This is a genomic window from Geodermatophilus poikilotrophus, from assembly GCF_900111455.1.
Lineage (GTDB): Bacteria > Actinomycetota > Actinomycetes > Mycobacteriales > Geodermatophilaceae > Geodermatophilus > Geodermatophilus poikilotrophus.
In genome coordinates, this window is the sequence record NZ_FOIE01000005.1 from 193,231 (window position 1) to 215,593 (window position 22,363).

At 74.4% G+C, this 22,363-nt stretch carries 22 protein-coding genes and 1 pseudogene; 6 read left to right on the forward strand and 17 right to left on the reverse strand.

Annotated elements, in window-relative coordinates; genetic code table 11:
* Positions 1-4: 4 nt before the first annotated feature.
* The gene (locus BMW27_RS12880; protein ID WP_091444763.1) at positions 5-1,285 is read left to right on the forward strand and encodes a DUF445 domain-containing protein; all 1,281 of its coding nucleotides are present in this window, start codon (positions 5-7) and stop codon (positions 1,283-1,285) included.
* Between the two features lie 90 nt (positions 1,286-1,375).
* On the opposite strand, the gene BMW27_RS12885 is transcribed toward BMW27_RS12880, so the two are convergent.
* The 6 genes from BMW27_RS12885 to BMW27_RS12910 all read right to left on the reverse strand — a co-directional run bounded on the left by BMW27_RS12885 (position 1,376) and on the right by BMW27_RS12910 (position 5,945).
* On the reverse strand, positions 1,376-1,612 hold the full coding sequence (locus BMW27_RS12885; protein WP_245743533.1) for a hypothetical protein: 237 nt from the start codon (positions 1,610-1,612) through the stop codon (positions 1,376-1,378).
* A 229-nt stretch (positions 1,613-1,841) separates the two neighbouring features.
* On the reverse strand, positions 1,842-2,819 hold the full coding sequence (rlmB, locus tag BMW27_RS12890) for a 23S rRNA (guanosine(2251)-2'-O)-methyltransferase RlmB (RefSeq protein WP_245743534.1): 978 nt from the start codon (positions 2,817-2,819) through the stop codon (positions 1,842-1,844).
* Complete coding sequence (gene cysS, locus BMW27_RS12895) at positions 2,801-4,204, reverse strand: cysteine--tRNA ligase (protein ID WP_091444766.1); 1,404 nt, start codon at positions 4,202-4,204, stop codon at positions 2,801-2,803. The genes rlmB and cysS overlap by 19 nt, the downstream gene beginning before the upstream one ends.
* Before the next feature lie 57 nt (positions 4,205-4,261).
* A complete protein-coding gene (gene ispF / locus BMW27_RS12900) occupies positions 4,262-4,762 on the reverse strand; it encodes a 2-C-methyl-D-erythritol 2,4-cyclodiphosphate synthase (protein WP_091444770.1) in 501 nt (166 codons plus the stop codon).
* Positions 4,759-5,421 carry a 2-C-methyl-D-erythritol 4-phosphate cytidylyltransferase gene (gene ispD, locus BMW27_RS12905; protein ID WP_091444774.1) on the reverse strand — a complete coding sequence of 221 codons (663 nt, stop codon included), beginning with the start codon at positions 5,419-5,421 and terminating at the stop codon, positions 4,759-4,761. The genes ispF and ispD overlap by 4 nt, the downstream gene beginning before the upstream one ends.
* Before the next feature lie 41 nt (positions 5,422-5,462).
* On the reverse strand, positions 5,463-5,945 hold the full coding sequence (locus tag BMW27_RS12910; protein ID WP_012946870.1) for a CarD family transcriptional regulator: 483 nt from the start codon (positions 5,943-5,945) through the stop codon (positions 5,463-5,465).
* A 122-nt stretch (positions 5,946-6,067) separates the two neighbouring features.
* On the opposite strand from BMW27_RS12910, the gene BMW27_RS12915 reads away from it, so the two are divergent.
* Complete coding sequence (locus BMW27_RS12915) at positions 6,068-6,925, forward strand: UbiA family prenyltransferase (RefSeq protein WP_091444778.1); 858 nt, start codon at positions 6,068-6,070, stop codon at positions 6,923-6,925.
* A 70-nt stretch (positions 6,926-6,995) separates the two neighbouring features.
* Here the strand turns inward: BMW27_RS12915 and BMW27_RS12920 are convergent, their stop codons facing one another.
* The 4 genes and pseudogenes from BMW27_RS12920 to BMW27_RS12930 form a co-directional block, all read right to left on the reverse strand.
* Positions 6,996-7,877, reverse strand: a complete 882-nt coding sequence (locus BMW27_RS12920; RefSeq protein WP_091444781.1) for a hypothetical protein — start codon at positions 7,875-7,877, stop codon at positions 6,996-6,998.
* Positions 7,874-8,116: a sigma factor-like helix-turn-helix DNA-binding protein gene (locus tag BMW27_RS24615; protein ID WP_425431677.1), complete on the reverse strand. Its 243-nt coding sequence runs from the start codon at positions 8,114-8,116 to the stop codon at positions 7,874-7,876. The genes BMW27_RS12920 and BMW27_RS24615 overlap by 4 nt, the downstream gene beginning before the upstream one ends.
* Positions 8,071-8,496 (reverse strand): annotated as a pseudogene (locus tag BMW27_RS12925) (RNA polymerase sigma factor); the annotation flags it as partial. The gene BMW27_RS24615 and the pseudogene BMW27_RS12925, both read right to left, overlap by 46 nt.
* A 73-nt stretch (positions 8,497-8,569) precedes the next feature.
* Complete coding sequence (locus BMW27_RS12930; RefSeq protein WP_217638145.1) at positions 8,570-10,156, reverse strand: cryptochrome/photolyase family protein; 1,587 nt, start codon at positions 10,154-10,156, stop codon at positions 8,570-8,572.
* Between the two features lie 100 nt (positions 10,157-10,256).
* Here BMW27_RS12930 and BMW27_RS12935 point away from each other — a divergent pair, with 100 nt between their 5' ends.
* The 3 genes from BMW27_RS12935 to disA all read left to right on the forward strand — a co-directional run bounded on the left by BMW27_RS12935 (position 10,257) and on the right by disA (position 13,792).
* Positions 10,257-11,084, forward strand: coding sequence for a copper chaperone PCu(A)C domain-containing protein (locus BMW27_RS12935; RefSeq protein ID WP_091444786.1), 828 nt, complete (start codon positions 10,257-10,259; stop codon positions 11,082-11,084).
* Positions 11,085-11,227: 143 nt separating this feature from the next.
* The gene (gene radA, locus BMW27_RS12940) at positions 11,228-12,592 is read left to right on the forward strand and encodes a DNA repair protein RadA (protein ID WP_245743535.1); all 1,365 of its coding nucleotides are present in this window, start codon (positions 11,228-11,230) and stop codon (positions 12,590-12,592) included.
* A 114-nt stretch (positions 12,593-12,706) separates the two neighbouring features.
* On the forward strand, positions 12,707-13,792 hold the full coding sequence (disA, locus tag BMW27_RS12945) for a DNA integrity scanning diadenylate cyclase DisA (protein WP_091444792.1): 1,086 nt from the start codon (positions 12,707-12,709) through the stop codon (positions 13,790-13,792).
* A gap of 58 nt (positions 13,793-13,850) precedes the next feature.
* On the opposite strand, the gene BMW27_RS12950 is transcribed toward disA, so the two are convergent.
* Positions 13,851-14,525 (reverse strand): MucR family transcriptional regulator, encoded by a 675-nt coding sequence (locus tag BMW27_RS12950; protein ID WP_091444796.1) that lies wholly within the window; start codon positions 14,523-14,525, stop codon positions 13,851-13,853.
* 77 nt (positions 14,526-14,602) lie between these two features.
* Between BMW27_RS12950 and BMW27_RS12955 the strand changes: the two genes are divergently transcribed.
* Entirely contained in the window at positions 14,603-15,505 is a 903-nt protein-coding gene (locus tag BMW27_RS12955; RefSeq protein WP_091445147.1) for an HhH-GPD family protein, read from the forward strand.
* A gap of 214 nt (positions 15,506-15,719) precedes the next feature.
* Here BMW27_RS12955 and BMW27_RS12960 read toward each other — a convergent pair whose 3' ends face one another.
* The 6 genes from BMW27_RS12960 to BMW27_RS12985 all read right to left on the reverse strand — a co-directional run bounded on the left by BMW27_RS12960 (position 15,720) and on the right by BMW27_RS12985 (position 22,339).
* Entirely contained in the window at positions 15,720-18,245 is a 2,526-nt protein-coding gene (locus BMW27_RS12960; RefSeq protein WP_091444798.1) for an ATP-dependent Clp protease ATP-binding subunit, read from the reverse strand.
* Positions 18,246-18,559: 314 nt separating this feature from the next.
* Positions 18,560-18,760, reverse strand: a complete 201-nt coding sequence (locus BMW27_RS12965) for a hypothetical protein (RefSeq protein WP_091445148.1) — start codon at positions 18,758-18,760, stop codon at positions 18,560-18,562.
* Positions 18,761-18,834: 74 nt separating this feature from the next.
* Entirely contained in the window at positions 18,835-19,158 is a 324-nt protein-coding gene (locus BMW27_RS23420) for a hypothetical protein (RefSeq protein WP_091444800.1), read from the reverse strand.
* Positions 19,159-19,416: 258 nt separating this feature from the next.
* Positions 19,417-19,770, reverse strand: a complete 354-nt coding sequence (locus BMW27_RS12975) for a histone-like nucleoid-structuring protein Lsr2 (RefSeq protein WP_091444801.1) — start codon at positions 19,768-19,770, stop codon at positions 19,417-19,419.
* Between the two features lie 149 nt (positions 19,771-19,919).
* On the reverse strand, positions 19,920-21,506 hold the full coding sequence (lysS, locus tag BMW27_RS12980; RefSeq protein WP_091444803.1) for a lysine--tRNA ligase: 1,587 nt from the start codon (positions 21,504-21,506) through the stop codon (positions 19,920-19,922).
* A gap of 11 nt (positions 21,507-21,517) precedes the next feature.
* Entirely contained in the window at positions 21,518-22,339 is an 822-nt protein-coding gene (locus tag BMW27_RS12985) for a type III pantothenate kinase (RefSeq protein ID WP_091444804.1), read from the reverse strand.
* Positions 22,340-22,363: the final 24 nt, after the last annotated feature.

Consider the following 22,363-nt stretch of genomic DNA (forward strand, 5'->3'; position numbering starts at 1 on the left):
AGGGGTGTCGTCGACTTCCGCGCAGGCTCCGCTGGCTGCCTCCCTCGACGACCCGGAGCGGGCCCGCGACCTGGCCCGCATGAAGCGGCTGGCGACCGGGCTGTTCCTGCTCGCCGCCGCCGTCTTCCTCGGCTGCGTGCTGCTCGGCGAGGACGCCGGCGCCTGGGTCGGCTACGTGCGGGCGACCGCGGAGGCCTCGATGGTCGGGGCGCTGGCCGACTGGTTCGCCGTCACCGCGCTGTTCCGGCACCCGATGCGGCTGCCGATCCCGCACACGGCGATCATCCCGCGCAAGAAGGACCAGATCGGCGCGAGCCTGGGCACCTTCGTGCAGCACAACTTCCTGACCCGGTCGGTGGTGGAGGACAAGCTGACCACCATCGACGTGCCCGGCCGGCTGGGCGCCTTCCTCGCCGCGCCGGGGCGCGCCGAGCGGCTGGCCGGGGACGCCGGGGCGGTGCTGCACTCGGTCGCCGGCCTGCTCAAGGACGACGACCTGCGGCCCGCCGTCGCCGGCCTCGTCGACCGCAAGCTGCACGCCACCCCGGCCGCCCCGGTGGTGGCCCGCGCGCTGGAGCTGGTCGTCGACGGCGACCGGCACCAGGAGGTGCTCTCGGCGGGGCTGCACGGGCTGGCCCGGTTCCTGCAGGACAACCGCGTCGTCTTCCGCGCCCAGCTGGGCGACGCCTCCCCCGCCTGGGTGCCGGACTGGGTGGACGACCGGGTGTTCGACCGCGCCTTCGCCGGGATCCAGGACTTCCTCGAGGAGGTGGGCGAGGACCCCCGACACGAGCTGCGCCGGGCCTACGACGCCCGGCTGCGCGCCTACGTGCACGCGCTGCGCACCGACCCGGGGACGGCGGCCCGCGTGGAGGACCTGAAGAAGGAGCTCCTCGAGCACCCCGCCGTCCGGACCTGGTCCGGTTCGCTGTGGACCAACCTCAAGGACGCCGCCCTCGCCGCGGCCGCCGACCCCGACTCCGCGCTGCGGGCCCGCGTCGCCGAGCTGATCCGCGAGGCCGCCCGGTTGCTGCAGAGCGACCCGCGGGTGCGCGAGCTGGTGCAGCGGCACGCGCACACCGTCGCCGGATCCCTGGTCGAGCGCTTCTCCAGCGACGTCGCCGACCTGGTCGGCAGCACCGTCGCCCGCTGGGACACCGAGGAGACCAGCCGCCGCATCGAGCTGCAGGTCGGCCGGGACCTGCAGTTCATCCGCATCAACGGCACCGTCGTCGGCGGCCTGGCCGGGCTGGTCATCTACACCGTCGCCCAGCTCCTCGGCTGAGGGAGGTCCCCGGCGACACCGCCGATCCCGCCCGCTCCGACGGCCGTGTCCGTGCCGGATCGCCGATCTCGCCGCTGGAGGGGCCGGCGCTCACCTACCGGCGCGCTCGTCGAGCACGAGGGCGCCGAGGGCGAGCGCACCCCAGGCCCAGGCCGATGCGGCCACCAGGCGCCCCGTCCCGCGCCCCGCCAGTGCCGAGGGGAACACGACCGCGTCGGTCCAGTCGCAGAGCACCCGTGCCACGGTCGCGAGCCGTCGCGCCCGGCCGGCGGGTGCCGCCATCAGGGCCAGGCCGGTGACGGTGTCCCGGGCGCCGAGAGCACGCACGAGGCTGCGGGTGTCGGCCGTGTCGGCGAGCCGGGCGGGTCCGATGAGGACCCCCGGCGCCACGACCAGCGCGGCCGAGAAGGCCGCCGTGGCGGCGCCGACGGATCAGGTCACGGAGGGCATGTCCCCAACCAACCAGCCCCGCCGGCCGATGCCCAGTCGCGAGATCTGCGCAGTGGTGGCCATCAGCGCCTGGAGGCCACCACCGTGCAGATCTCGCGAGGCCCGGTCAGCGCCGGGCGCTCGCCGCGGCGTAGAGGGCGATGCCGGCAGCGACGCTGACGTTGAGCGACTCGGTGTCCCGTGCGATCGGGATGCGCACGACCACGTCGCAGCGCTCACGCACCAGCCGGGACAGCCCCGCCCCCTCGGCGCCGACCACCAGCGCCAGCGGATCGGCGAACCCGTCGAACTCGTGCACGTCGACGTCGCCGTCGCCGGCCAGCCCGACCGTCATCAGCCCGGCGTCCTGGTAGGAGCCCAGCGCCCGGGCCAGGTTGACCGCGCGGGCCACCGGCAGCCGCGCGGCGGCGCCGGCGCTGGTGCGCCACGCCGAGGCGGTCATGCCGACCGAACGGCGCTGCGGGACGACGACGCCGTGCGCGTCGAAGGCGGCGGCCGAGCGGACGACGGCGCCGAGGTTGCGCGGGTCGGTGACCCCGTCCATCGCGACGACCAGCGGCGGGCGGCCCGAGTCGCGGGCGAGGTCGAGCAGGTCGTCGGGGTGCGCGTACTGGTACGGCGGCACCTGCAGGCCGATGCCCTGGTGCAGCGCACCGTTGGACATCCGGTCGAACTCCGCCCTGCCGACCTCCAGCAGCGGCAGTCCCCGGTCGTTGGCCAGGTGCAGCGCCTCGGTGATCCGCTCGTCGGTCGCCGTCCGCGCGTCGCCGGTGACGACATACAGCGCGGTCGCCGGGATCTGCGCGCGCAGCGCCTCGACGACCGGGTTGCGGCCGAGCAGCAGCTCCGGCGCCTCCTCGGCGCGCTGCCGGCTGCGGTCGCGCTCGGTCCGCCGCCGGGCGTCGGCCTGCGCCCGGCGCTGGGCCGGGTGCCCGGGGCGCATCTCGGCCGGCGGGGTGGCGCCGCGCCCGGCCAGCGACCGGCGGTTCTTGCCGCCGGTGCCCCCGGAGGCGCCCTTCTTGTGCGCGCCGGTGGTGCGTCCACGGCGCTGGCTGTTGCCGGCCATCAGCGGCTCAGCTCCCATCGGGGTCCCTGCGGGGTGTCCTCGACCTGGACACCGAGTGCGGCGAGCTGGTCGCGGATCGCGTCCGCTGCTGCGTAGTCCCTGCGTGCGCGGGCGGCCTGCCGCTGCTCGAGCGCCAGCGCGACGAGCCCGTCCGCCACCTCGCCCAGCCGGTCGCCCCCGCCGGCGGCGGTCCAGTGCGGGTCCAGCGGGTCCAGGCCGAGGACGCCGAGCATCGCCCGGACCGACCCCAGCGCGTCGGCGACCGCCTTCTCGTCGCCCTCGGCCAGCGCGGTGTTGCCCTCCCGCACCGCCTCGTGCACGGCGGCCACGGCAGCGGGTGTGCCGAGGTCGTCGTCGAGGGCGGCGGTGAAGTCCGCGCACAGCACCGGGCTCCCGGCGTCGGCTCCCACCCGCTCGGCGGCCCGCTTCACGAACGACTCGATCCGCCGGTAGGCGACACCCGCCTCCGCCAGCGCCGCGTCGGTGAACTCGATGGTCGACCGGTAGTGCGGCGTGACCAGGTAGTAGCGCAGCTCCACCGGCCGGACCCGCTGCACAACCTCGTCGACCAGCGCGGTGTTGCCCAGCGACTTGCTCATCTTCTCGCCGCCGAGGGTCACCCAGCCGTTGTGCAGCCAGTACCGGGCGAACCCGTCACCGGCGGCCCGCGACTGGGCCTGCTCGTTCTCGTGGTGCGGGAAGCGCAGGTCCAGCCCGCCGCCGTGGATGTCGAACTCCGGGCCCAGGTACCGCTCGGCCATCGCCGAGCACTCCAGGTGCCAGCCGGGCCGGCCCCGGCCCCACGGCGTGGCCCAGGACGCGGTCTCCGGCTCGCCGGGCTTGTGCGCCTTCCACAGCGCGAAGTCGCGGGCGTCGCGCTTGCGCTCGTCGGTGTCGGTGTCCGCGGCCGGCTCCAGGTCCTCCACCCTCTGACGGGTCAGGCAGCCGTACTCCGGGAAGGAGCGGACGTCGAAGTAGACGTCGCCGTCCACCGCGTAGGCATGGCCGCGGTCGATGAGCCGCTCCATGAGCGCCACCATGTCCGGGACGTGCCCGGTCGCGCGCGGCTCGTATGTCGGCGGCAGCACGCCGAGGACGTCGTAGGCGCGGGTGACCGCGAGCTCGTTGGTGTAGGCCCAGGCCCACCAGGGCACGCCTGCGGCCTCCGCCTTCGCGAGGATCTTGTCGTCGATGTCCGTGACGTTCCGGACGTAGGTCACCTCGAGGCCGCTGCACGCCAGCCAGCGGCGCAGCACGTCGAAGGCGAGGGCCGAGCGGACGTGGCCGACGTGCGGCGGGCCCTGGACGGTGAGCCCGCAGACGTAGACGGAGGCCTGCCCGGCACGCAGGGGCGTGAACTCACGGACCGCGCGGGCGGCCGTGTCGTACAGGCGGAGGCTCACTGCGCGGAGTCTACGGAGCGCAGCACCAGCTCGGCGCGGAGTCCGCCGAGCGCAGCATCAGCCCGGCGGGGAGTCCACGGACGCCGTCCGGACCACCAGCGCCGTCGCCATCGCCGCCCGCCCCTCCCCCCGCCCGGTGAGCCCCAGGCCGTCGGTCGTGGTGGCGGCGACGCTCACCGGGGCGCCCAGCGCCTCGCTGAGCACCTGCTCGGCCTCCGCGCGGCGCGGCCCGACCCTGGGGGTGTTGCCGACCAGCTGGACGGCGGCGTTGCCGACCTGCCACCCGGCCGCCTCGAGGACCTCGCGCACGTGGGCGAGGACGGCCGCGCCGCGCCCCCCGGCCCACCGCGGGTCGTCGGTGCCGAGCAGGCCGCCGATGTCGCCCAGGCCGGCCGCGGAGAGCACCGCGTCGGTGAGTGCGTGGGCGGCCACGTCGCCGTCGGAGTGCCCGGCGCAGCCGTCGACGCCCGGCCACTCCAGCCCGGCGAGCCAGCAGGTGCGGCCGGCCTCAACCGGGTGGACGTCGACCCCGACGCCCACCCGCGGCAGCTCGCTCACCGGGACACCTGCAGCTCGGCCAGCGCGAGGTCGTGCGGGACCGTCACCTTCGCCCCCCGCTCGTCGCCGGCCACCGTCGCGACCGGGACCCCGGCGGCGCGCACCACCGCGGCGTCGTCGGTGAGCTCGGCGTCGGGCGGCAGCCAGGCGTAGGCGTCGACGAGGGCATCCCGGGCGAAGCCCTGCGGGGTCTGCACCCGGCGCAGGACCGAGCGGTCGACGGTGTCCGCGACACCACCGTCGTCGTCCACCACGACGGTGGTGTCCACGACCGGCAGCACCGGGACGACGGCGCGTGCCCCGGCGGACAGCGCCTCGAGGACCCGGACCACCAGGTCCGGCGGGGTCAGCGGGCGGGCGGCGTCGTGCACCAGGACGGCGTCCGCGCCCGTGCCGACCGCGGCGAGGGCAGCCCGGACCGACGCCGTCCGGGTGCTGCCGCCGACGACCAGCCGCACGTCCAGCGGCAGGACGGTGGCGAAGGCGCAGAGCTCGTCGCCGGGGACGGCCACCACCACGTCGGCCACCCCACCGTCGCGGAGGGTGTCGACCGCCCAGCAGACCAGTGGGCGGTCGGCGAGCGGGACCAGCGCCTTGGGCCGGTCGGCCCCCAGACGCAGACCACTCCCGGCCGCTGCGACGATGCCGACAGCGTGCACGGGAGTGGTGTGGGGGTGCGGGGAGAGCTCGAGGTCTGAGCTCAGCTGGCGAGGACCTCGTCGAGGAGGACCTCGGCCTTGTCCTCGTTGGTGCCCTCGGCGAGCGCGAGCTCGCTCACCAGGATCTGGCGCGCCTTGGAGAGCATCCGCTTCTCGCCGGCCGAGAGGCCACGGTCCTTGTCGCGGCGCCACAGGTCACGCACGACCTCGGCGACCTTGTTGACGTCACCGGAGGCGAGCTTCTCGAGGTTCGCCTTGTAGCGGCGCGACCAGTTGGTCGGCTCCTCGGTGTGCGGGGCACGCAGCACCTCGAAGACCCGGTTCAGTCCGTCCTGACCGACGACGTCGCGGACGCCGACGATCTCTGCGTTGTCGGCCGGTACCCGCACGGTCAGGTCGCCCTGGGCGACCTTCAGCACGAGGTAGGCCCTCTCTTCGCCCTTGATGACCCGCGTCTCGATCGCCTCGATCAGCGCGGCCCCGTGGTGCGGGTAGACAACGGTCTCGCCGACAGTGAAGCCCATGTGTGTGTGACCCCTTTCGCTGTCCACAGGTTACCACGGCAGACTGGCGAAGGGGACCGCCTGATTTCGTAAACCCGCAGGTCAGGGGCCATACTGAGTGCCGGGGAGGGGTTGACAGGAGCATGGTGGGTGTGCCTGCGGAACCGATGCGGCCGCCGGTCTCGCTCCGCGCACTGGCCCTCGCGACCCACCCCGGACCGGCCGTCGCGGTCACCGTCGTGGCCACCCTGCTGGCCCTCGCCGCGGGGGTGCCCGCAGGACGGGCCGCGCTCGTGGGCGCCGCCGTCCTCGCAGGTCAGGCCTCCATCGGGTGGAGCAACGACTGGCTCGACGCCGACCGGGACCGGGCCGTCGCGCGGTCGGACAAACCGGTCGTCCAGGGTGCCGTCGCCCCCGAGCTGCTGCGCACGCTGGCCCTCGGGTCGGCGGCCGCCGCCGTCGTCCTGTCGCTGTCGCTGGGCGTCGGCCCGGGGTTGCTGCTGCTCGTGCTGGTCGTGAGCGGCTGGGCCTACAACGCCGGCCTCAAGCGCACCGCGGCCTCGGTGCTGCCCTACGTCACCGGCTTCGGCGCACTGCCGGCCGGGGTGGTCGCGGCCGCGCCCGGCGCACCGGAGGCGCCCTGGTGGCTGGTCGTCGCAGGAGCCGCGCTGGGCGCCGCCGCGCACCTGGCCAACGTCGCCCCGGACCTCGAGGACGACCTGGCCACCGGTGTCCGCGGGCTGCCGCACCGGCTGGGCGCACGGGCCTCCGCCGCCACCGGGGCGGTCGTGCTGGGCGCAGCGTCGCTGGTGCTGGTGGTGGGGCCGGCCGGGCCGCCGACGGCCACCGGCTGGGCCGGTCTGGCGCTGGCCGTGCCGGCCGTCCTCGCCGCCGCGCTGGCGGGGACCGCGCGCTTCCGCCGGCTGGCGTTCCCCGCGGTCATGCTGCTGACGGTGCTGGACGTGGTGCTGCTGCTGGCCGGCGGGGCCGCGGTCACCTGACGGAGGGCCCTCCTGCCGCAGGCTCGCGGCGGGACCCTGTACGGGGGGGCCGCCGCGAGCCTGCCGAGGGTCACTTCCCGTCGTTGCCCTTGCCGTTGCCCTTGCCGTTGCCCTTGCCGGGGTGCGGCGCCACAGCGGCCGGCTCATCGGCGACCGGCGCCTGCTCGGCCGGCTGGAGCGCGGGTTCCTCCGCCGGGGCGGCGCGCTCGGTCCGCCGCTGGTCACGGTTCTCCTGGGCCACCTGGGGCATCTGCCCGCGGTTCGTCACGCCGTCACGAGCGGCCGCGCTGACCTTCTGGCCGTGGTTGCTGTACTCGGGCTCGGCCGGCGCGTCGGTGTCCGGGACGGACGTCTCGGCGGGGTCGTCGAGGACGACCGTCTCAGAGCCGTCGGCCGGGTCCGGGATCGTCGGCGGGGTCACCTCCGTGGGCGTCGGCCCGGGGTCCAGCGGCGCCTCGATCGGCGCGTCCGCGAGGTCGCCGGTGCGCTCCAGGACGGATCCGGTCTGCTCGGTGCCCGGGGTCTGCTCCCCGGTGGTCGTGGTCGTGGTCTCGACCATGCCGGTGGTCGACTCGTCCGGCGTGGCCAGGGCGACGGTGGTCGCGGTGCCGGTCAGCGCGACGGCGACGACACCGCCCGCGGCGGCCGCCTTGGCGACGGCACCGGCGGCGGCGAACTTGGCGACGAGGGTGGAGATCAGCACGTGGGGCCTCTTCCGTGAGGTCCGGGCGGGTCGCCCGGCCGTCCCGGGGGACGGTTCCTGGGTGGGGACGAGGAGACCGATCGCCAGCAGCTCGGTCAGGGCCGCGTTCGGCCGCCCGGGCTCCGTGGCGCTCGCCCGGACCGCGTCGGTGAACGCGGCCAGGCCCTGCGCGCCCGCGGGCACGGGACGGCCGGCGAGGCAGGCCGTGAAGGCCTCCTCGTCGGTCCGGACGTCGGCTGGCGTGGTCATCTCGCTCCCGTCATCGCCGCGCGGGCCGGCAGGGGTGCGCGCGTCGTCCCAGCTGTCTCACCCGTCCGGGGGGTCCCGGCCGGCTCGAGCTCGGCGCGCAGCCGGCGCAGCCCGCGCCGCTGCAGCGCCTTGACCGAGCCCACCGAGCGGCCCAGCACCTCGGCCACCTGCTCGACGGTGAGTCGGCGAGCACGCGCAGCAGCAGGACCGAGCGCTGGTCGGCGGGCAGGCCCGCGCACACCCGGCGCACGGTCTCGGTGCCGAGCCGGGTCAGGACGTCGTCCTCCACGTCCCCGCCCGGGACCTCGGCCAGCCGGTCGCCGGCGTCGTCGGCCAGCTCGGGACGACGGCTGCGCCGGCGCCAGTCGTCGACCAGCCGGCGGTGGGCGATGGTGAACACCCACGAGCGCAGGGCGTCCTCGTCTCCCGTGAAGCCGGCGAGGCCGCGGAAGACAGCGAGGAAGGTCTCGCTGGCCAGGTCGTCGGGGTCGAGGGCACCGTGCAGCCGCAGGTACCCGGTGACCGCCGGGGAGAGGTCCCGGTAGAGCACCTCGAAGGCCCACGCGGCACCCGTCCGGGCCGCCGCGAGGACGTCGTCGAAGGACGACCCGATCGGCATGCCCTCCTCATCGGCAGCCGAGAGGGGGGAGCGGACTCCGGCCTCCCCCGCTGGGAGGAGGGGCGGTCCTTCCTCAGATGACCTCGGTGCCGCGCAGCCGCTCCTGCTCGACGACCTCCTCCAGACCCTTGAGCCGGTCCAGGCCCTGCAGCGCACGGCGCATCCGCTGGTTGGGCGCCAGCCGCTCGCGGTTGCGCTCGAGGAAGGCCCAGTAGCCGGCGGTGAAGGGGCAGGCGTCCTCGCCCAGCCGCTTCCGCGGGTCGTAGCGGCAGCCGCCGCAGTAGTCGCTCATCCGGTCGATGTAGGCGCCGCCGGCGGCGTAGGGCTTGGTGGCGAGCAGCCCGCCGTCGGCGTGCTGGCTCATGCCGACGACGTTGGCGACCATCACCCAGTCGTAGCCGTCGACGAAGCTGCGGTGGAACCAGTCGGTCATCGCCAGCGGGTCGATGCCGCGCTGCAGCGCGTAGTTGCCGAGCACCATCAGCCGCGGGATGTGGTGCACCCAGCCGTCGCGGCGCAGGTCGCCGAGGACGTCGGACATGCACGCGGCGTCGACGGCGCCGTCGTCGAGGTCGGCCAGCCAGTCCGGCACCTCCTCGCGCGCGGCCAGGGCGTTGGCGTGCCGGAAGTCCCGGCCGAAGTGCCAGTAGGTGTGCCAGATGTAGTCGCGCCAGCCCATGACCTGGCGGACGAACCCCTCCACGCTGTTGAGCGGCAGCGGGTCGCCCTCGGCCACGGAGTCGCGGTAGCGCTGCTCGGCGGCGTGCACCTCCTCGAGCGGGTCCAGCAGGCCGAGGTTGACGGCCGGGGAGAGCAGCGAGTGCGTCATCCAGCGGTCGCCGGCGAGCATGGCGTCCTCGTGCGGGCCGAACGCGCCGAGCCGGGTGTCGAGGAAGTCGCGCAGCCGGCGCAGCGCCTCCTCGCGGGTCACCGGGAACAGTCGCGGGCCGTCGTCCCCCACGAAGGCGACGTCGCCGTCGGCCTCCCAGCGGCCGAGGTCGGCGCGCACCCGCTCGTCGATCTCGTCCTCCTCCGGCCACCACGGCTCGGGGACGTCGAGCCGCCCGTCCGACGGCGGCGGCTCCCGGTTGTCGTGGTCGAGGTTCCAGCGCCCGCCCACCGGCTCGGCGCCGTCCATCAGGACGTCGTGGCGGCGCCGGTTGTCCCGGTAGAAGTCCTCCATCAGCAGCCGCCGCCGGCCGCGTCCCTCCGCCCAGGCGGTGAACTCATCCTGCGTGGCGACGAACCCGCGGGCGGCGAGGACGGTGAGGTCGGGACGGCGCAGGACGTAGTCGCGGCTGCTCCAGGTCGTGGGGGCGCACACGCTCAGCGGCTCGCGCACCCGGTCCAGCGCCTCGGCGTAGGTGTGCACCTGGGCGAACTCCGCCTGGTCGCCCAGTTCGGCGGCCCGGTGGCGCAGCGCCGACAGCACCAGGTGGGCCTTCTGGCGGTGGAACCGGCGGCGCGCGAACACCGCCCTGGACTCGATGAGCAGGACCGGCTGGTCCGGCCGGTCGAGGAAGTGCGGCCCGAGCTGGTCGGCGAAGCACCACCGCCGGGTGCCCGGTGCGCGGGCGGGGAACGCGGCCAGCGCCGGGTCGCCCCCGGGCCGTCGCGACGTGCCGGGCACCACGCGGCCCATCGCCGGGTCCTGCGGCACGGCCTCACCTCCCGGCGGCCATCCTGGGGTGGGCGTTAGGCTCGGCGCGACTCGGGCCATCGACCTGCGGTGGCCGGCACGTCCCTGGAGGTCGACGGCTGTGAACCGCGCACTGCGCGCCGCCACGATGGGTGCCTTGCTGCTCAGCCCGGTCGCGCTCAGCGCGTGCAGTGCCGGCCAGGTGCCCCAGACGGCCACACAGAACCGCGACAAGGTCGGCCCCGAGGCCGCGGTCGGCGACCTGGTGATGCGCCAGATCACGCTGGCCTACCCGCAGGACGGGCTCTACGCGCAGGGTGACGAGGCCGAGCTGCGGATGGCGATCGTCAACAGCGACACCGAGGCCGACACGCTCGTCGGCATCGAGGGCGAGGCCTTCGACGGCGTCGTCGTCTCCGGGCAGGCCACCGCCTCCCCCGCCGTCCCCGGCTCCCCGTCGGCCGCCCCCGAATCCCCCGCTGCCGCGCCGGCGACCACCCCGGCCACGCCGACCACCCCGGGGACCACCCCGCAGACGACGACCCCCGGGGCGACGACCACACCCGAGGCGACGACCACGCCGGGTGCGACGACCACGCCGGGTGCGACGCCGAGCGTCCCGGCCGCGCCGGCCGCGAGCTCGCGGGTCGAGATCCCCGTCCCCGCCGGCTCCACGGTGTTCCTCGGCGGCGCCGGCGGCGCGATGGTCGAGCTGGCCGACCTGTCCGAGGAGCTCACCGCCGGTCAGAGCATCGAGGTCACGCTGACGTTCGAGCGCGCCGGTGAGGTCACCGTCCAGGCACTCGTCGCCACGCCCGAGCGCGTGCTCCCCCGCGAGGAGCCCTTCGACTTCCACCACGAGGAGGGCGGCGGGGGTTCCGAGGGTGCCGAGGACATCGCCCGGGAGGGCGAGAGCGAGGCCGGCAGCGGTCCCGGCGAGCACGACTGACAGCGGCCCCTGCCCCGCCAGCCGGCGGAGGAGGACCCCGCCCTCCGCACCGCTCGCGAGCTCGGAGCGGGCTGCGCGCGGGCCCGGGACGGCGAGGCCTCATCCTCCCCGGAACCGTCGCACCCGGCGGTTAGCGTCGGGGGGTGCCACCTGCCGGAGTGAAGTCCCGCCCCGCCCACCGCTGCACCGAGTGCGGCTACGCCTCCGCCAAGTGGGTGGGCCGGTGTCCCGAGTGCCAGGCCTGGGGCACCATCCAGGAGGTCGGCACCCCCGCCTCCCCGCTGCGCGCCGTGGCCGCCGGCCCGGTGACCGCACCGGCGGTCCCCATCGCCCAGGTGGAGCTCGCCGCCGCCCGTGCGGTGCCCACCGGCATCGATGAGTTCGACCGCGTCCTCGGCGGCGGGCTGGTCCCCGGCGCGGTGCTGCTCGTGGCCGGCGAGCCGGGCGTGGGCAAGTCGACCCTGCTGCTCGAGGTGGCCCACCGGGTGGCCGCCTCGAACGGTCCGGCCCTCGTCGTGTCCGGCGAGGAGTCCGCGGCGCAGGTGCGGCTGCGGGCCGAGCGCATCGGCGCGCTGCACGACCGGCTGTACCTCGCCGCGGAGACCGAGCTGTCGGCCGTCCTCGCCCACGTCGAGGACGTCGCCCCCTCGCTGCTGGTCCTCGACAGCGTGCAGACCGTCCGCTCCCCCGCCGTCGAGGGCACCGACGGCGGCTCCACCCAGGTGCGCGCCGTGGCCAGCGCGCTGACCGCCGTCGCGAAGAGCCGCGGGATGACCACCATCCTCGTCGGCCACGTCACCAAGGACGGCGCCATCGCCGGGCCCCGCACCCTCGAGCACCTCGTCGACGTCGTCGTCTCCTTCGACGGGGAGCGCCACTCGACGCTGCGCCTGATCCGGGCCATGAAGAACCGGTTCGGCCCGGCCGACGAGATCGGCTGCTTCGAGATCGGCGACAACGGCGTGGTCGGCGTGCCCGACCCCTCGCACCTGTTCGTCTCGCGGCGCACGGCACCGGTGCCGGGCAGTTGCGTCACGGTCACCCTCGAGGGCAGCCGGCCGCTGCTGGCCGAGGTCCAGGCGCTGGTGGCCGCCAGCGGCGGGGGCGGCTCGCCCCGGCGGGCGGTGAGCGGGCTGGACTCGCAGCGGGTCGCCATGGTCAACGCAGTGGTGGAGCGGCGCGGCCGGGTCAGGCTCGCCGACGCCGACGTCTTCGCCGCCTCCGTCGGCGGGGTGCGCATCGCCGAGCCGGCGGCCGACCTCGCGCTGGCGCTGGCCATCGCCTCCGCGGCCAAGGACGTCCCGCTGCCCCGTGGCCTCGTCGCGGTCGGCGAGGTGGGTCTGTCCGGGGAGATCCGGCGGGTCGGCGGCACCGGCCGGCGGCTGGCCGAGGCGGCCCGCCAGGGCTACAAGGTCGCCCTCGTGCCGGAGGACGCCGGCAGCGCACCCAAGGGGATGCGGCTGGTCGAGGTTCCCGACCTCGGGGCTGCCTTCGCCCGTCTCTTCTGAGCCCGGCGGAGCCCGTGGTCACCCGGCGCGGGTGAGGTGGGTCACCGGCGACCGCCGGTACCGTGGCAGCCACGTAGAATCGGCCCCCACCACGTCGAAACGTCAGGAGCGCTCGTGCCCCCCGCTGTGGACTCCGAGGTCGCGCTCCGCGAACTGCTCGGCCGCATAGCACCGGGGACGGCGCTGCGTGACGGCCTGGAGCGGATCCTGGCGGGGCGTACGGGCGCGCTGATCGTGCTCGGGTACGACCGCGTGGTCGAGTCGATCTGCACCGGCGGCTTCGCCCTCGACGTCGCCCTGTCGGCCACCCGGCTCCGTGAGCTGGCCAAGATGGACGGTGCGGTGATCGTCTCCTACGACGGCACCCGGATCGTCCGGGCCGGCGTCCACCTGATGCCGGACCCGACCGTCCCGACCGAGGAGTCCGGCACCCGGCACCGCACCGCCGAGCGGGTCGCCATCCAGACCGGCTTCCCGGTGATCTCGGTGAGCCAGTCGATGCACATCATCAGCGTCTACGTCGCCGGGCGGCGGTACACGCTGGAGCACCCGACGACGATCCTGGCGCGGGCAAACCAGGCGCTGGCCGCGCTCGAGCGCTACAAGCTGCGGCTCGACGAGGTGGCCAGCACGCTGTCGGCGCTGGAGATCGAGGACCTCGTCACCGTCCGCGACGCGATGAGCGTGAGCCAGCGGCTGGAGATGGTCCGCCGGATCGCCGACGAGATCGAGGGCTTCGTCGTCGAGCTGGGCACCGACGGGCGGCTGCTGGCGCTGCAGCTCGACGAGATGCTCGCCGGGGTGGAGGAGGACCGCGCCCTGCTGGTGCGCGACTACCTGCCGGCCGGGCTGCGGCGGCCGAGGAGCATCGAGGAGGTCCTGGCCGACCTGCGCGCGCTCTCGGCCACCGAGCTGCTCGACCTGTCCGCCGTGGCCCGCTGCTACGGGCTGCCGACCTCCGCCGACGCGCTCGACTCCCCCGTCAGCCCCCGCGGCTACCGCCTGCTGGCCCGCGTCCCGCGGCTGCCGGCCGGCATCATCGACCGCCTGGTGGATCACTTCGGCGGGCTGCAGAAGCTGCTCGCCGCCACCATCGAGGACCTGCTGGCCGTCGAGGGCGTGGGCGAGGCCCGGGCCCGGGGTATCCGCGAGGGGCTCTCGCGGCTGGCCGAGACCTCGATCCTCGACCGCTACAGCTGAGGGACCTCCCTCCTCCCCAGCACTCGCGGGCTCGTGGCCGGCCCCTGGAGGGAGGCCGTCAGCCGAGGGTGATCGCTGTCTCGGCCGACGTCTTCGTGTCGAGCCGACCGCGCAGCGCGTACTGCCCGGGAGCCGGCGCCGTCCGTGCGGCGGTGCAGGTCGGCTCGCTGGTCAGACCACCCCAGACGAGCGGGAAGGCCACCGACTCCCCCGGCGCCAGGGTGCGGGTGTCGCTGCTGTTCTCGGGGAAGCAGTCGTTGCTGCCCCACACCCGGTTGCCGGACGCGTCGGACATGACGATCTCCTGCAGGCCCTCGTCGAGCACCCGCACGCACGGCACCGACGAGACGTTGGTGACCACGAGCTCGAAGGTCGGCTTGCCACCGACCGGGACGCTGCCGGGACCGCGGACCTCCAGCTCGATCATGTCGTCGCCGCAGGGGTCGCCGGGCGCCGGGCTCGCTGGAGCCGGCTCGGCGGCCGGCTCGGGCGCAGGGGTCGGCGTCCGCACGCCGGCCAGCGAGGGCACCACCCGCGCCAGCGCTGGGGGCTCACCGGCCGCGGTGCTCGCCTCGGTCGTCGCCGCGGCCGCCGTCGTCTCGCCGGACCCCCCGCTCAGCGCGGTGAACGCGAGCCAGCCCCCGCCCCCCAGGACCGCCAGCAGCAGGAGCAGGACGAGCAGTCGCCGCCGCCAGTAGACCGCCGCGGGCAGGGGGCCGACCGGGTGGAGCACGCCGAGAACCGTAGTGCGCGGCGGGAGGCCGACCCGTGGCGGCACGCCGTCCCCCGCAGGCGGCACACTGGGACCTCGTGGACAGCCCGGCCCGCACCCTGCCGCCGTCACCCGACCCCGTCGGCGACGTCCTCGTCGACTGGTTCGCCGAGGCCGCCCGCGACCTGGCGTGGCGCCGCCCGGGCACCGACCCGTGGGCGGTGCTGGTCAGCGAGGTGATGCTGCAGCAGACCCCGGTCGCCCGGGTCGAGCCGGTGTGGCGCGACTGGATGGACCGCTGGCCCACGCCTGTTGCGCTGGCCACGGCGTCGCCGGCCGAGGTGATCCGCGCCTGGGGCAAGCTCGGCTACCCGCGGCGGGCGCTGCGGCTGCGCGAGACCGCCGTCGCCCTCACCGAGCGGCACGGCGGCGTCGTCCCCGCGGACGTGGCGGCGCTGGAGGCGTTACCGGGCATCGGGACCTACACCGCCCGCGCCGTCGCCTGCTTCGGGCACGGACAGCCACAGCCGGTGGTCGACACGAACGTGCGCCGGGTGGTGGCCCGGCTGGTGCACGGGCGCGCGGAGGCGGCACCGGCGCGCGCCGCCGACCTCACCGACGTCGCGGTGCTCGCCCCTGCCGACCCCGAGCGGGCGGCGCGCTTCTCGGTCGCGGTCATGGAGCTGGGCGCGCTGGTGTGCGTCGCCCGGACGCCGCGGTGCGCCGTCTGCCCGGTGCGGACGGACTGCGCGTGGCGGCTGGCCGGCTGTCCGGCGCCGGACGGTCCGCCGCGCAGGGTGCAGAGGTTCGCCGGCACGGACCGGCAAGTGCGCGGGCGGCTGCTGGACGTCCTGCGGGGCGCTGAGGGCTCCGTGGCGGCACCGCAGCTCGACGAGGCCTGGGCCGACGCCGTGCAGCGCTCCCGCTGCCTGGACTCGCTGCTCGCCGACGGCCTGGTCGAGCAGACCGCCGACGGCCGCTTCACCCTGCCGGCGGGTTGACCATCGGCAGGTGGCTGCCCGACACGCCGCCGACCGCAGCCCTCTGCCGGTGATCGCGGCCGAGTGAGCAGGTGCGGTCGCCGACACGGGCGGACACGCCCGCGCGCGCGACCACGACTGCTCACTCGCGTGGAGGACCAGCGGGGACAGCACAGGACGACGAAGGGGCCGCCTCCCACTGGGAGACGGCCCCTTCGCACGGGCTACCCGAGGCTCACTCGGCCTGGGCCGGGGGCTCCTCGTCGCCGACCGACAGCGCCACGGGCGGGGTGTCGGGCAGGTCGATCGGCTTGGCCTCGCCGCGGAAGGTGAACTTCGCGTCGGTGCCCTCGCCCTCGACGTCCACCACGATGATCTGACCGGCGGTCAGCTCGCCGTAGAGGATCTTCTCCGACAGCGCGTCCTCGATCTCGCGCTGGATGGTCCGGCGCAGCGGCCGGGCACCCAGCACCGGGTCGAACCCGCGGGCCGCCAGCAGCTTCTTGGCGTCCTGCGTGATCTCCAGCGACATGTCCTTGTTCGCCAGCTGGCCCTCCACGCGGGCGACCATGAGGTCGACGATCTGGACGATCTCGTCCTCGGTCAGCTGGTGGAACACGACGATGTCGTCGATGCGGTTGAGGAACTCCGGCCGGAAGTGCTGCTTGAGCTCCTCGTTGACCTTGTTCTTCATCCGCTCGTAGTTCGACTGGCTGTCGTTGCCGACCTGGAAGCCCAGGCCCACGGCCTTGGAGATGTCCCGCGTCCCGAGGTTGGTCGTGAGGATCAGGATCGTGTTCTTGAAGTCCACGATCCGGCCCTGACCGTCGGTGAGCCGGCCGTCCTCCAGCACCTGCAGGAGCGTGTTGAACACGTCCGCGTGCGCCTTCTCGATCTCGTCGAAGAGGACCACCGAGAACGGCTTGCGCCGCACCTTCTCGGTCAGCTGCCCGCCCTCGTCGTAGCCGACGTAGCCGGGAGGGGCACCGACCAGCCGCGACACGGTGAAGCGGTCGTGGAACTCGCCCATGTCGATCTGGATGAGCGCGTCGTCCTCACCGAAGAGGAACTGGGCCAGCGCCTTCGCCAGCTCGGTCTTACCGACACCCGAGGGGCCGGCGAAGATGAACGAGCCACCGGGACGGCGCGGGTCCTTGAGGCCCGCCCGCGTGCGCCGGATCGCCTGGCTGACGCTCTTGATGGCCTCTTCCTGGCCGATGATCCGCTTGTGGAGCTCGTCCTCCATGCGCAGGAGGCGGGTGGTCTCCTCCTCCGTGAGCTTGAAGACGGGGATGCCGGTCCAGTTGGCCAGCACCTCGGCGATCTGCTCGTCGTCGACCTCGGCGACGACGTCCATGTCGCCAGCCTTCCACTGCTTCTCGCGCTCGGCCTTCTCGCCCAAGAGCGTCTTCTCCTTGTCGCGCAGCGACGCGGCCTTCTCGAAGTCCTGCGCGTCGATCGCCGACTCCTTCTCGCGGCGGATGGCCGCGATCCGGTCGTCGAACTCGCGCAGGTCCGGCGGGGCGGTCATGCGCTTGATCCGCATCCGGGCGCCGGCCTCGTCGATCAGGTCGATCGCCTTGTCCGGCAGGAAGCGGTCGGAGATGTACCGGTCGGCCAGCGTCGCGGCGGCGACGAGCGCGCCGTCGGTGATGCTGATCCGGTGGTGGGCCTCGTACCGGTCGCGCAGCCCCTTGAGGATCTCGATCGTGTGGGTGAGCGTCGGCTCCCCCACCTGGATCGGCTGGAAGCGGCGCTCGAGGGCGGCGTCCTTCTCCAGGTGCTTGCGGTACTCGTCGAGCGTGGTGGCGCCGATGGTCTGCAGCTCACCGCGGGCCAGCATCGGCTTGAGGATGCTGGCGGCGTCGATCGCGCCCTCCGCGGCACCGGCCCCGACGAGGGTGTGGATCTCGTCGATGAACAGGATGATGTCGCCGCGGGTGCGGATCTCCTTGAGGACCTTCTTCAGCCGCTCCTCGAAGTCACCGCGGTAGCGGGAACCGGCGACGAGGGCGCCGAGGTCGAGGGTGTAGAGCTGCTTGTCCTTCAGCGTCTCGGGGACCTCGCCCTTGACGATCGCCTGGGCCAGCCCCTCGACGACGGCGGTCTTGCCGACACCGGGCTCGCCGATGAGGACGGGGTTGTTCTTGGTCCGCCGCGACAGGACCTGCATGACCCGCTCGATCTCCTTGGCCCGCCCGATGACCGGGTCGAGCTTGGAGTCGCGCGCGGCCTGGGTCAGGTTGCGGCCGAACTGGTCGAGGACCAGCGAGGTCGACGGCGTGCCCTCGGCCGGGCCGCCGGCGGCGGCCGGCTCCTTGCCCTGGTAGCCGCTCAGCAGCTGGATGACCTGCTGGCGGACGCGGTTGAGGTCGGCACCCAGCTTGACCAGGACCTGGGCGGCGACGCCCTCGCCCTCGCGGATCAGACCCAGCAGGATGTGCTCGGTGCCGATGTAGTTGTGGCCGAGCTGCAGCGCCTCGCGCAGCGACAGCTCCAGCACCTTCTTGGCCCGCGGGGTGAAGGGGATGTGCCCGGACGGGGCCTGCTGGCCCTGGCCGATGATCTCCTCCACCTGCTGGCGGACACCCTCCAGCGAGATGCCCAGGGACTCGAGGGCCTTGGCGGCGACACCCTCACCCTCGTGGATCAGCCCCAGGAGGATGTGCTCGGTGCCGATGTAGTTGTGGTTGAGCATCCGGGCCTCTTCCTGGGCCAGGACGACCACGCGGCGGGCTCGGTCGGTGAACCGTTCGAACATCTGCTGCTTCTCCTCTGACCGGCTGGTCCGGCGCTGCCCTCCCCTGGTGGGGAGGAGCACCCGACGTCCGTCGGCGCGCGGGGCACCGGTCTTTCCACTGTAGTCGCGGACTCCGACCCTCCGTCGGTACACAGTCCGTTTCGGAGGAGAGGAGCTGCCCGGTCCAACCGATGGTCCCGGACGGGTGTTCCGCTCCTGTTACGCCCACAGCGGACGGCTCGGCACCGGCGACCGCGTCGCGGCCAGGACGGTGGTCCCGTCCGTCCCCGCCTCCAGCGGACGGCGTGCCGGGATCCCGCGCGAGGAGCCCTCGCTCAGCAGGTGAGCGCGAGGCAGACCCAGCAGAGCGGCCACTCCTCGTCGCCGTCGTCCGGCCACACCCACAGGGCCGGGTCGAGCAGGGTGACCGGCGCCAGGCAGAGGGCTCGGCCGGCGACCAGCCCCGCGTCCCCGACCGCGTGCAGCCGGCTGGGTGCCGTCCCGCCCCAGGGCGAGCGCGGCGCCTCGGCGTCCACGCCGACGGTCCACCGGTGCTGACCGGGGGCGGCCGAACGGCGTCCCGCTGCCGACCAGGGCCCCTCCACGGTGCTCACTCGACGACCAGCCGCACGCCGTCGGTGGCCAGCGTATCGGCGAGGCGGGCGAGCAGCTGCCGGGCGTCGTCGTCGACGGTCGCCAGGGGCTGGAGGCGGACGGTCACCTGCCGGTGCCCCTGGCGCTGCAGCGCGATGATGCTGCCGCACAGCAGGTCCGCCGAGAGGGCGTCGAGGTGCCCTCGCGCCCGGACGACGCCCTGTCGCTGGTCGAGGCTGGCGGTGAAGCTCGGGGCCAGGGGGCTCGGGTCGACGGCCCCCCGGCCGGCGGCGGCCGCTGGGCCGGGTGGAGCGGTGGTCTCGGCCGCGTCCTGGCTCATGGCACAACCGTCACGAATCGGTCCGAAACGCCCCAGGGTCGAAAGTCCCTGCCCCGGCCGCCGGTGACGCGAAGTGAGCAGGTGACCGCGGTGCGGACGGCGGCGGCCCGGCGCCCTCGAAGGAGGGTGCCGGGCCGTTCCCAGTTGTGCTGCGCCCCCGTCCAGAGGCTCACCCCGCTGGCGAGGGTGGGGACGGGTGGCCCCCTTGCAGGGCCCCGCCGCCAGCCTGCGAGCGGTGGGGGGCAAGGGGGTCCTCTTTCAGTGAGCGGCTTCGTACGCCTCGACGACGCTGGCCGGGATGCGCCCGCGGTCGCTGACGGCGTGACCGTTCTTGCGCGCCCAGTCGCGGATCGCGCCGGCCTGCTCGCGGTCCATGCGGCCACCGCCCCCGGTGGCCCGCGACCGGCCGCCGCCGGAGGCCCGGCCGTTGCCGCGACCGACCTTGCGCGCGGCCTGCACATAACGGGAGAACGCGTCTCGCAACTCCTGCGCGTTCTTCTCCGACAGATCGATCTCGTAGTTCGTGCCGTCGAGCGAGAAACTCACCGTCTCGTCCGCGGGCACGTTCTCGTCGAGGTCGTCACTGAGGATGACCTGCACCTTGCGCGCCATTGCTTCTCCACTCCCGCGTCGCTCCGCAGAACGGGGACCTCCGTCCCCGAGCTCGCAGCCCTTTTCTCTGTCGGACAGGACCATAGACCATTCACGGCACGGAGAAACACATCCCCCGCACAATGGAGTGAGAGAGGGAGCTGCGCGGATCAGGAGGAGAGCGGCCGCACCAACGGAAAGAGGATGGTCTCCCGGATGCCCAATCCGGTGAGCGTCATCATCAACCGGTCCATGCCCATCCCCATGCCACCGGTCGGCGGCATGCCGTACTCCAGCGCCTCCAGGAAGTCCTCGTCGAACGCCATCGCCTCGGGGTCCCCCTCGGCGGCCAGCACGGCCTGCGCGACCAGGCGCTCGCGCTGCGCCACCGGGTCGACCAGCTCCGAGTAGGCCGTCGCGCGCTCCACCCCGGCGATGTAGAGGTCCCACTTCTCGGCCAGACCGGGCTGCGACCGGTGTGCACGGGTCAGCGGCGAGGTGTCCAGCGGGTAGTCGACGACGAAGGTCGGCTCCTGCAGCGAGTCCTGGACCAGCGCCTCGAACAGCTCCTCGACGACCTTGCCCGGGATCCACGCCGGGTCGACGCCGACGTCGTGGCGCGCGGCGAGGGCGCGCAGCGTCTCCAGCGGCGTCCCGGGGGTGACCTCCTCGCCGACGGCCTCGGAGACCAGCGCGTGGAGCGGCGCCTGCCGCCACTCCCCCGACAGGTCGATCTCGGTGCCGTCGTTGTGTCGCGCAACGTGGTCGCCGAACAACGCTGCGCAGCATTCCTGGGTCAGTTCGCGGGTGAGCGTGGCCATCACCTGGTAGTCGGCGTGGGCCTGGTAGGCCTCGAGCATCGCGAACTCCGGCGAGTGGGTGCTGTCCACACCCTCGTTGCGGAAGTTCCGGTTGATCTCGAAGACGCGTTCCAGCCCGCCGACGATGCACCGCTTGAGGAACAGCTCGGGTGCGATGCGCAGGTACAGGTCGAGGTCGAATGCGTTCATGTGCGTGCGGAACGGCCGCGCGGCGGCGCCCCCGTGCACGGTCTGCAACATGGGCGTCTCGACCTCGAGATAGCCGCGCCCGACCAGTTCCCGCCGCAGCGTCGACATCACCGTGGCGCGCTGACGGACGGTCCGGCGCGCCTCGTCGCGGACGATGAGGTCGACGTACCGACGGCGGACGCGCAGTTCCTCGCTCATCGGCTTGTGCGCCACCGGCAGCGGCCGCAGCGCCTTGGCGGTCAGCTGCCAGGAGTCGGCGAACACGGACAGCTCGCCGCGCCGCGACGTGCCGACCTCGCCCTCGACGAACACGTGGTCGCCGAGGTCGATGTCGGCCTTCCACGCGGCCAGCGACTCCTCGCCGACCCGGTCGAGGGAGAGCATCACCTGCAGCTCGGCGTCGCCCTCGCGCAGCGTCGCGAAGCACAGCTTGCCGGTGTTGCGGACGAAGATGACCCGCCCGGTGACGCCGGCGCGGTCCCCGGTCATGGTGTCCGGCTCGAGGTCGGGGTGCTCCGCCCGGACCTCCGCCAGGGTGGTCGTGCGGGCGACGGCGACCGGGTAGGGGTCGACGCCGGCCTCGCGCATCCGGTCCAGCTTCGCCCGGCGCACCCGGAGCTGTTCGGGGAGTTCGTCGTCCGGCGGCGGGACCGTGCCCGACTCCGCGCCCCGTTCCGCTCCTCGCTCGTCCCTCGCTGCGGTGCCCGTCGGGGAACGGCTGTCGTCGGGCGGTGGTACCTCGGTCACGGGTCGCCACCCTACGGGGAGGCCGATCTCCGGGTGGGCGGGGAACGGAGACCGGCCTCGTGCCGCTCGAAGGCCAGCCGCAGCCCGTGCACGGTCAGGTCGGGCTCCCGCTCGCCGATCGAGCGGCAGCTGTCGGCCACCAGGGGCGCCAGCCCACCGGTGGCGACGACGACCGGCGCGGCGCCGAACTGCGCGACCAGCTCGGCGGCGATCCGGGCCACCAACCCGTCGACCAGGCCGGCGAAGCCCAGCACCAGGCCCGACTGCAGCGCCGCGACGGTGTTCTTGCCGATCGCCTGCGGCGGCACGGTGAGCTCCACCGAGCGCAGCTGCGCCGCACGGGCGGCCAGCGCCTCCAGGCTGACCTCGACGCCGGGGGCCAGCGCGCCGCCGAGGAACTGCCCGTCGGGGCCCACGGCGTCGACGTTGGTGGAGGTGCCGAAGTCGACGACGACGACCGGGCGCCCGCTGCCGTCGGGACGGCGTCCGTGCAGCTCGTGGGCGGCCAGCGCGGTGACCACGCGGTCGGCACCGACCTCGCGCGGGTTGTCCACGTGCAGCGGGACGCCGGTCCGCACACCCGGCCCGATGAGGACCACCGGCACCTCGAGGGAGTCCAGCAGCGCGCGCAGCGCCGGGAGCAGCGCGGGCACCGTCGAGCAGGCCGACACCCCGGTCACCTCGGTGTCCCGCAGCAGCCCGCGCCACAGCATCCGCAGCTCGTCGCTGGTGGCCCGCGGCGCGGTCGTCACCCGCCAGCAGCCGACCCGGCGCGGACCGTCGAAGGTGGCCAGGACGGTCTGGCTGTTGCCGACGTCGACGGTCAGCAGCACCGGTCGGTCCTCCGCGAGGTCTGC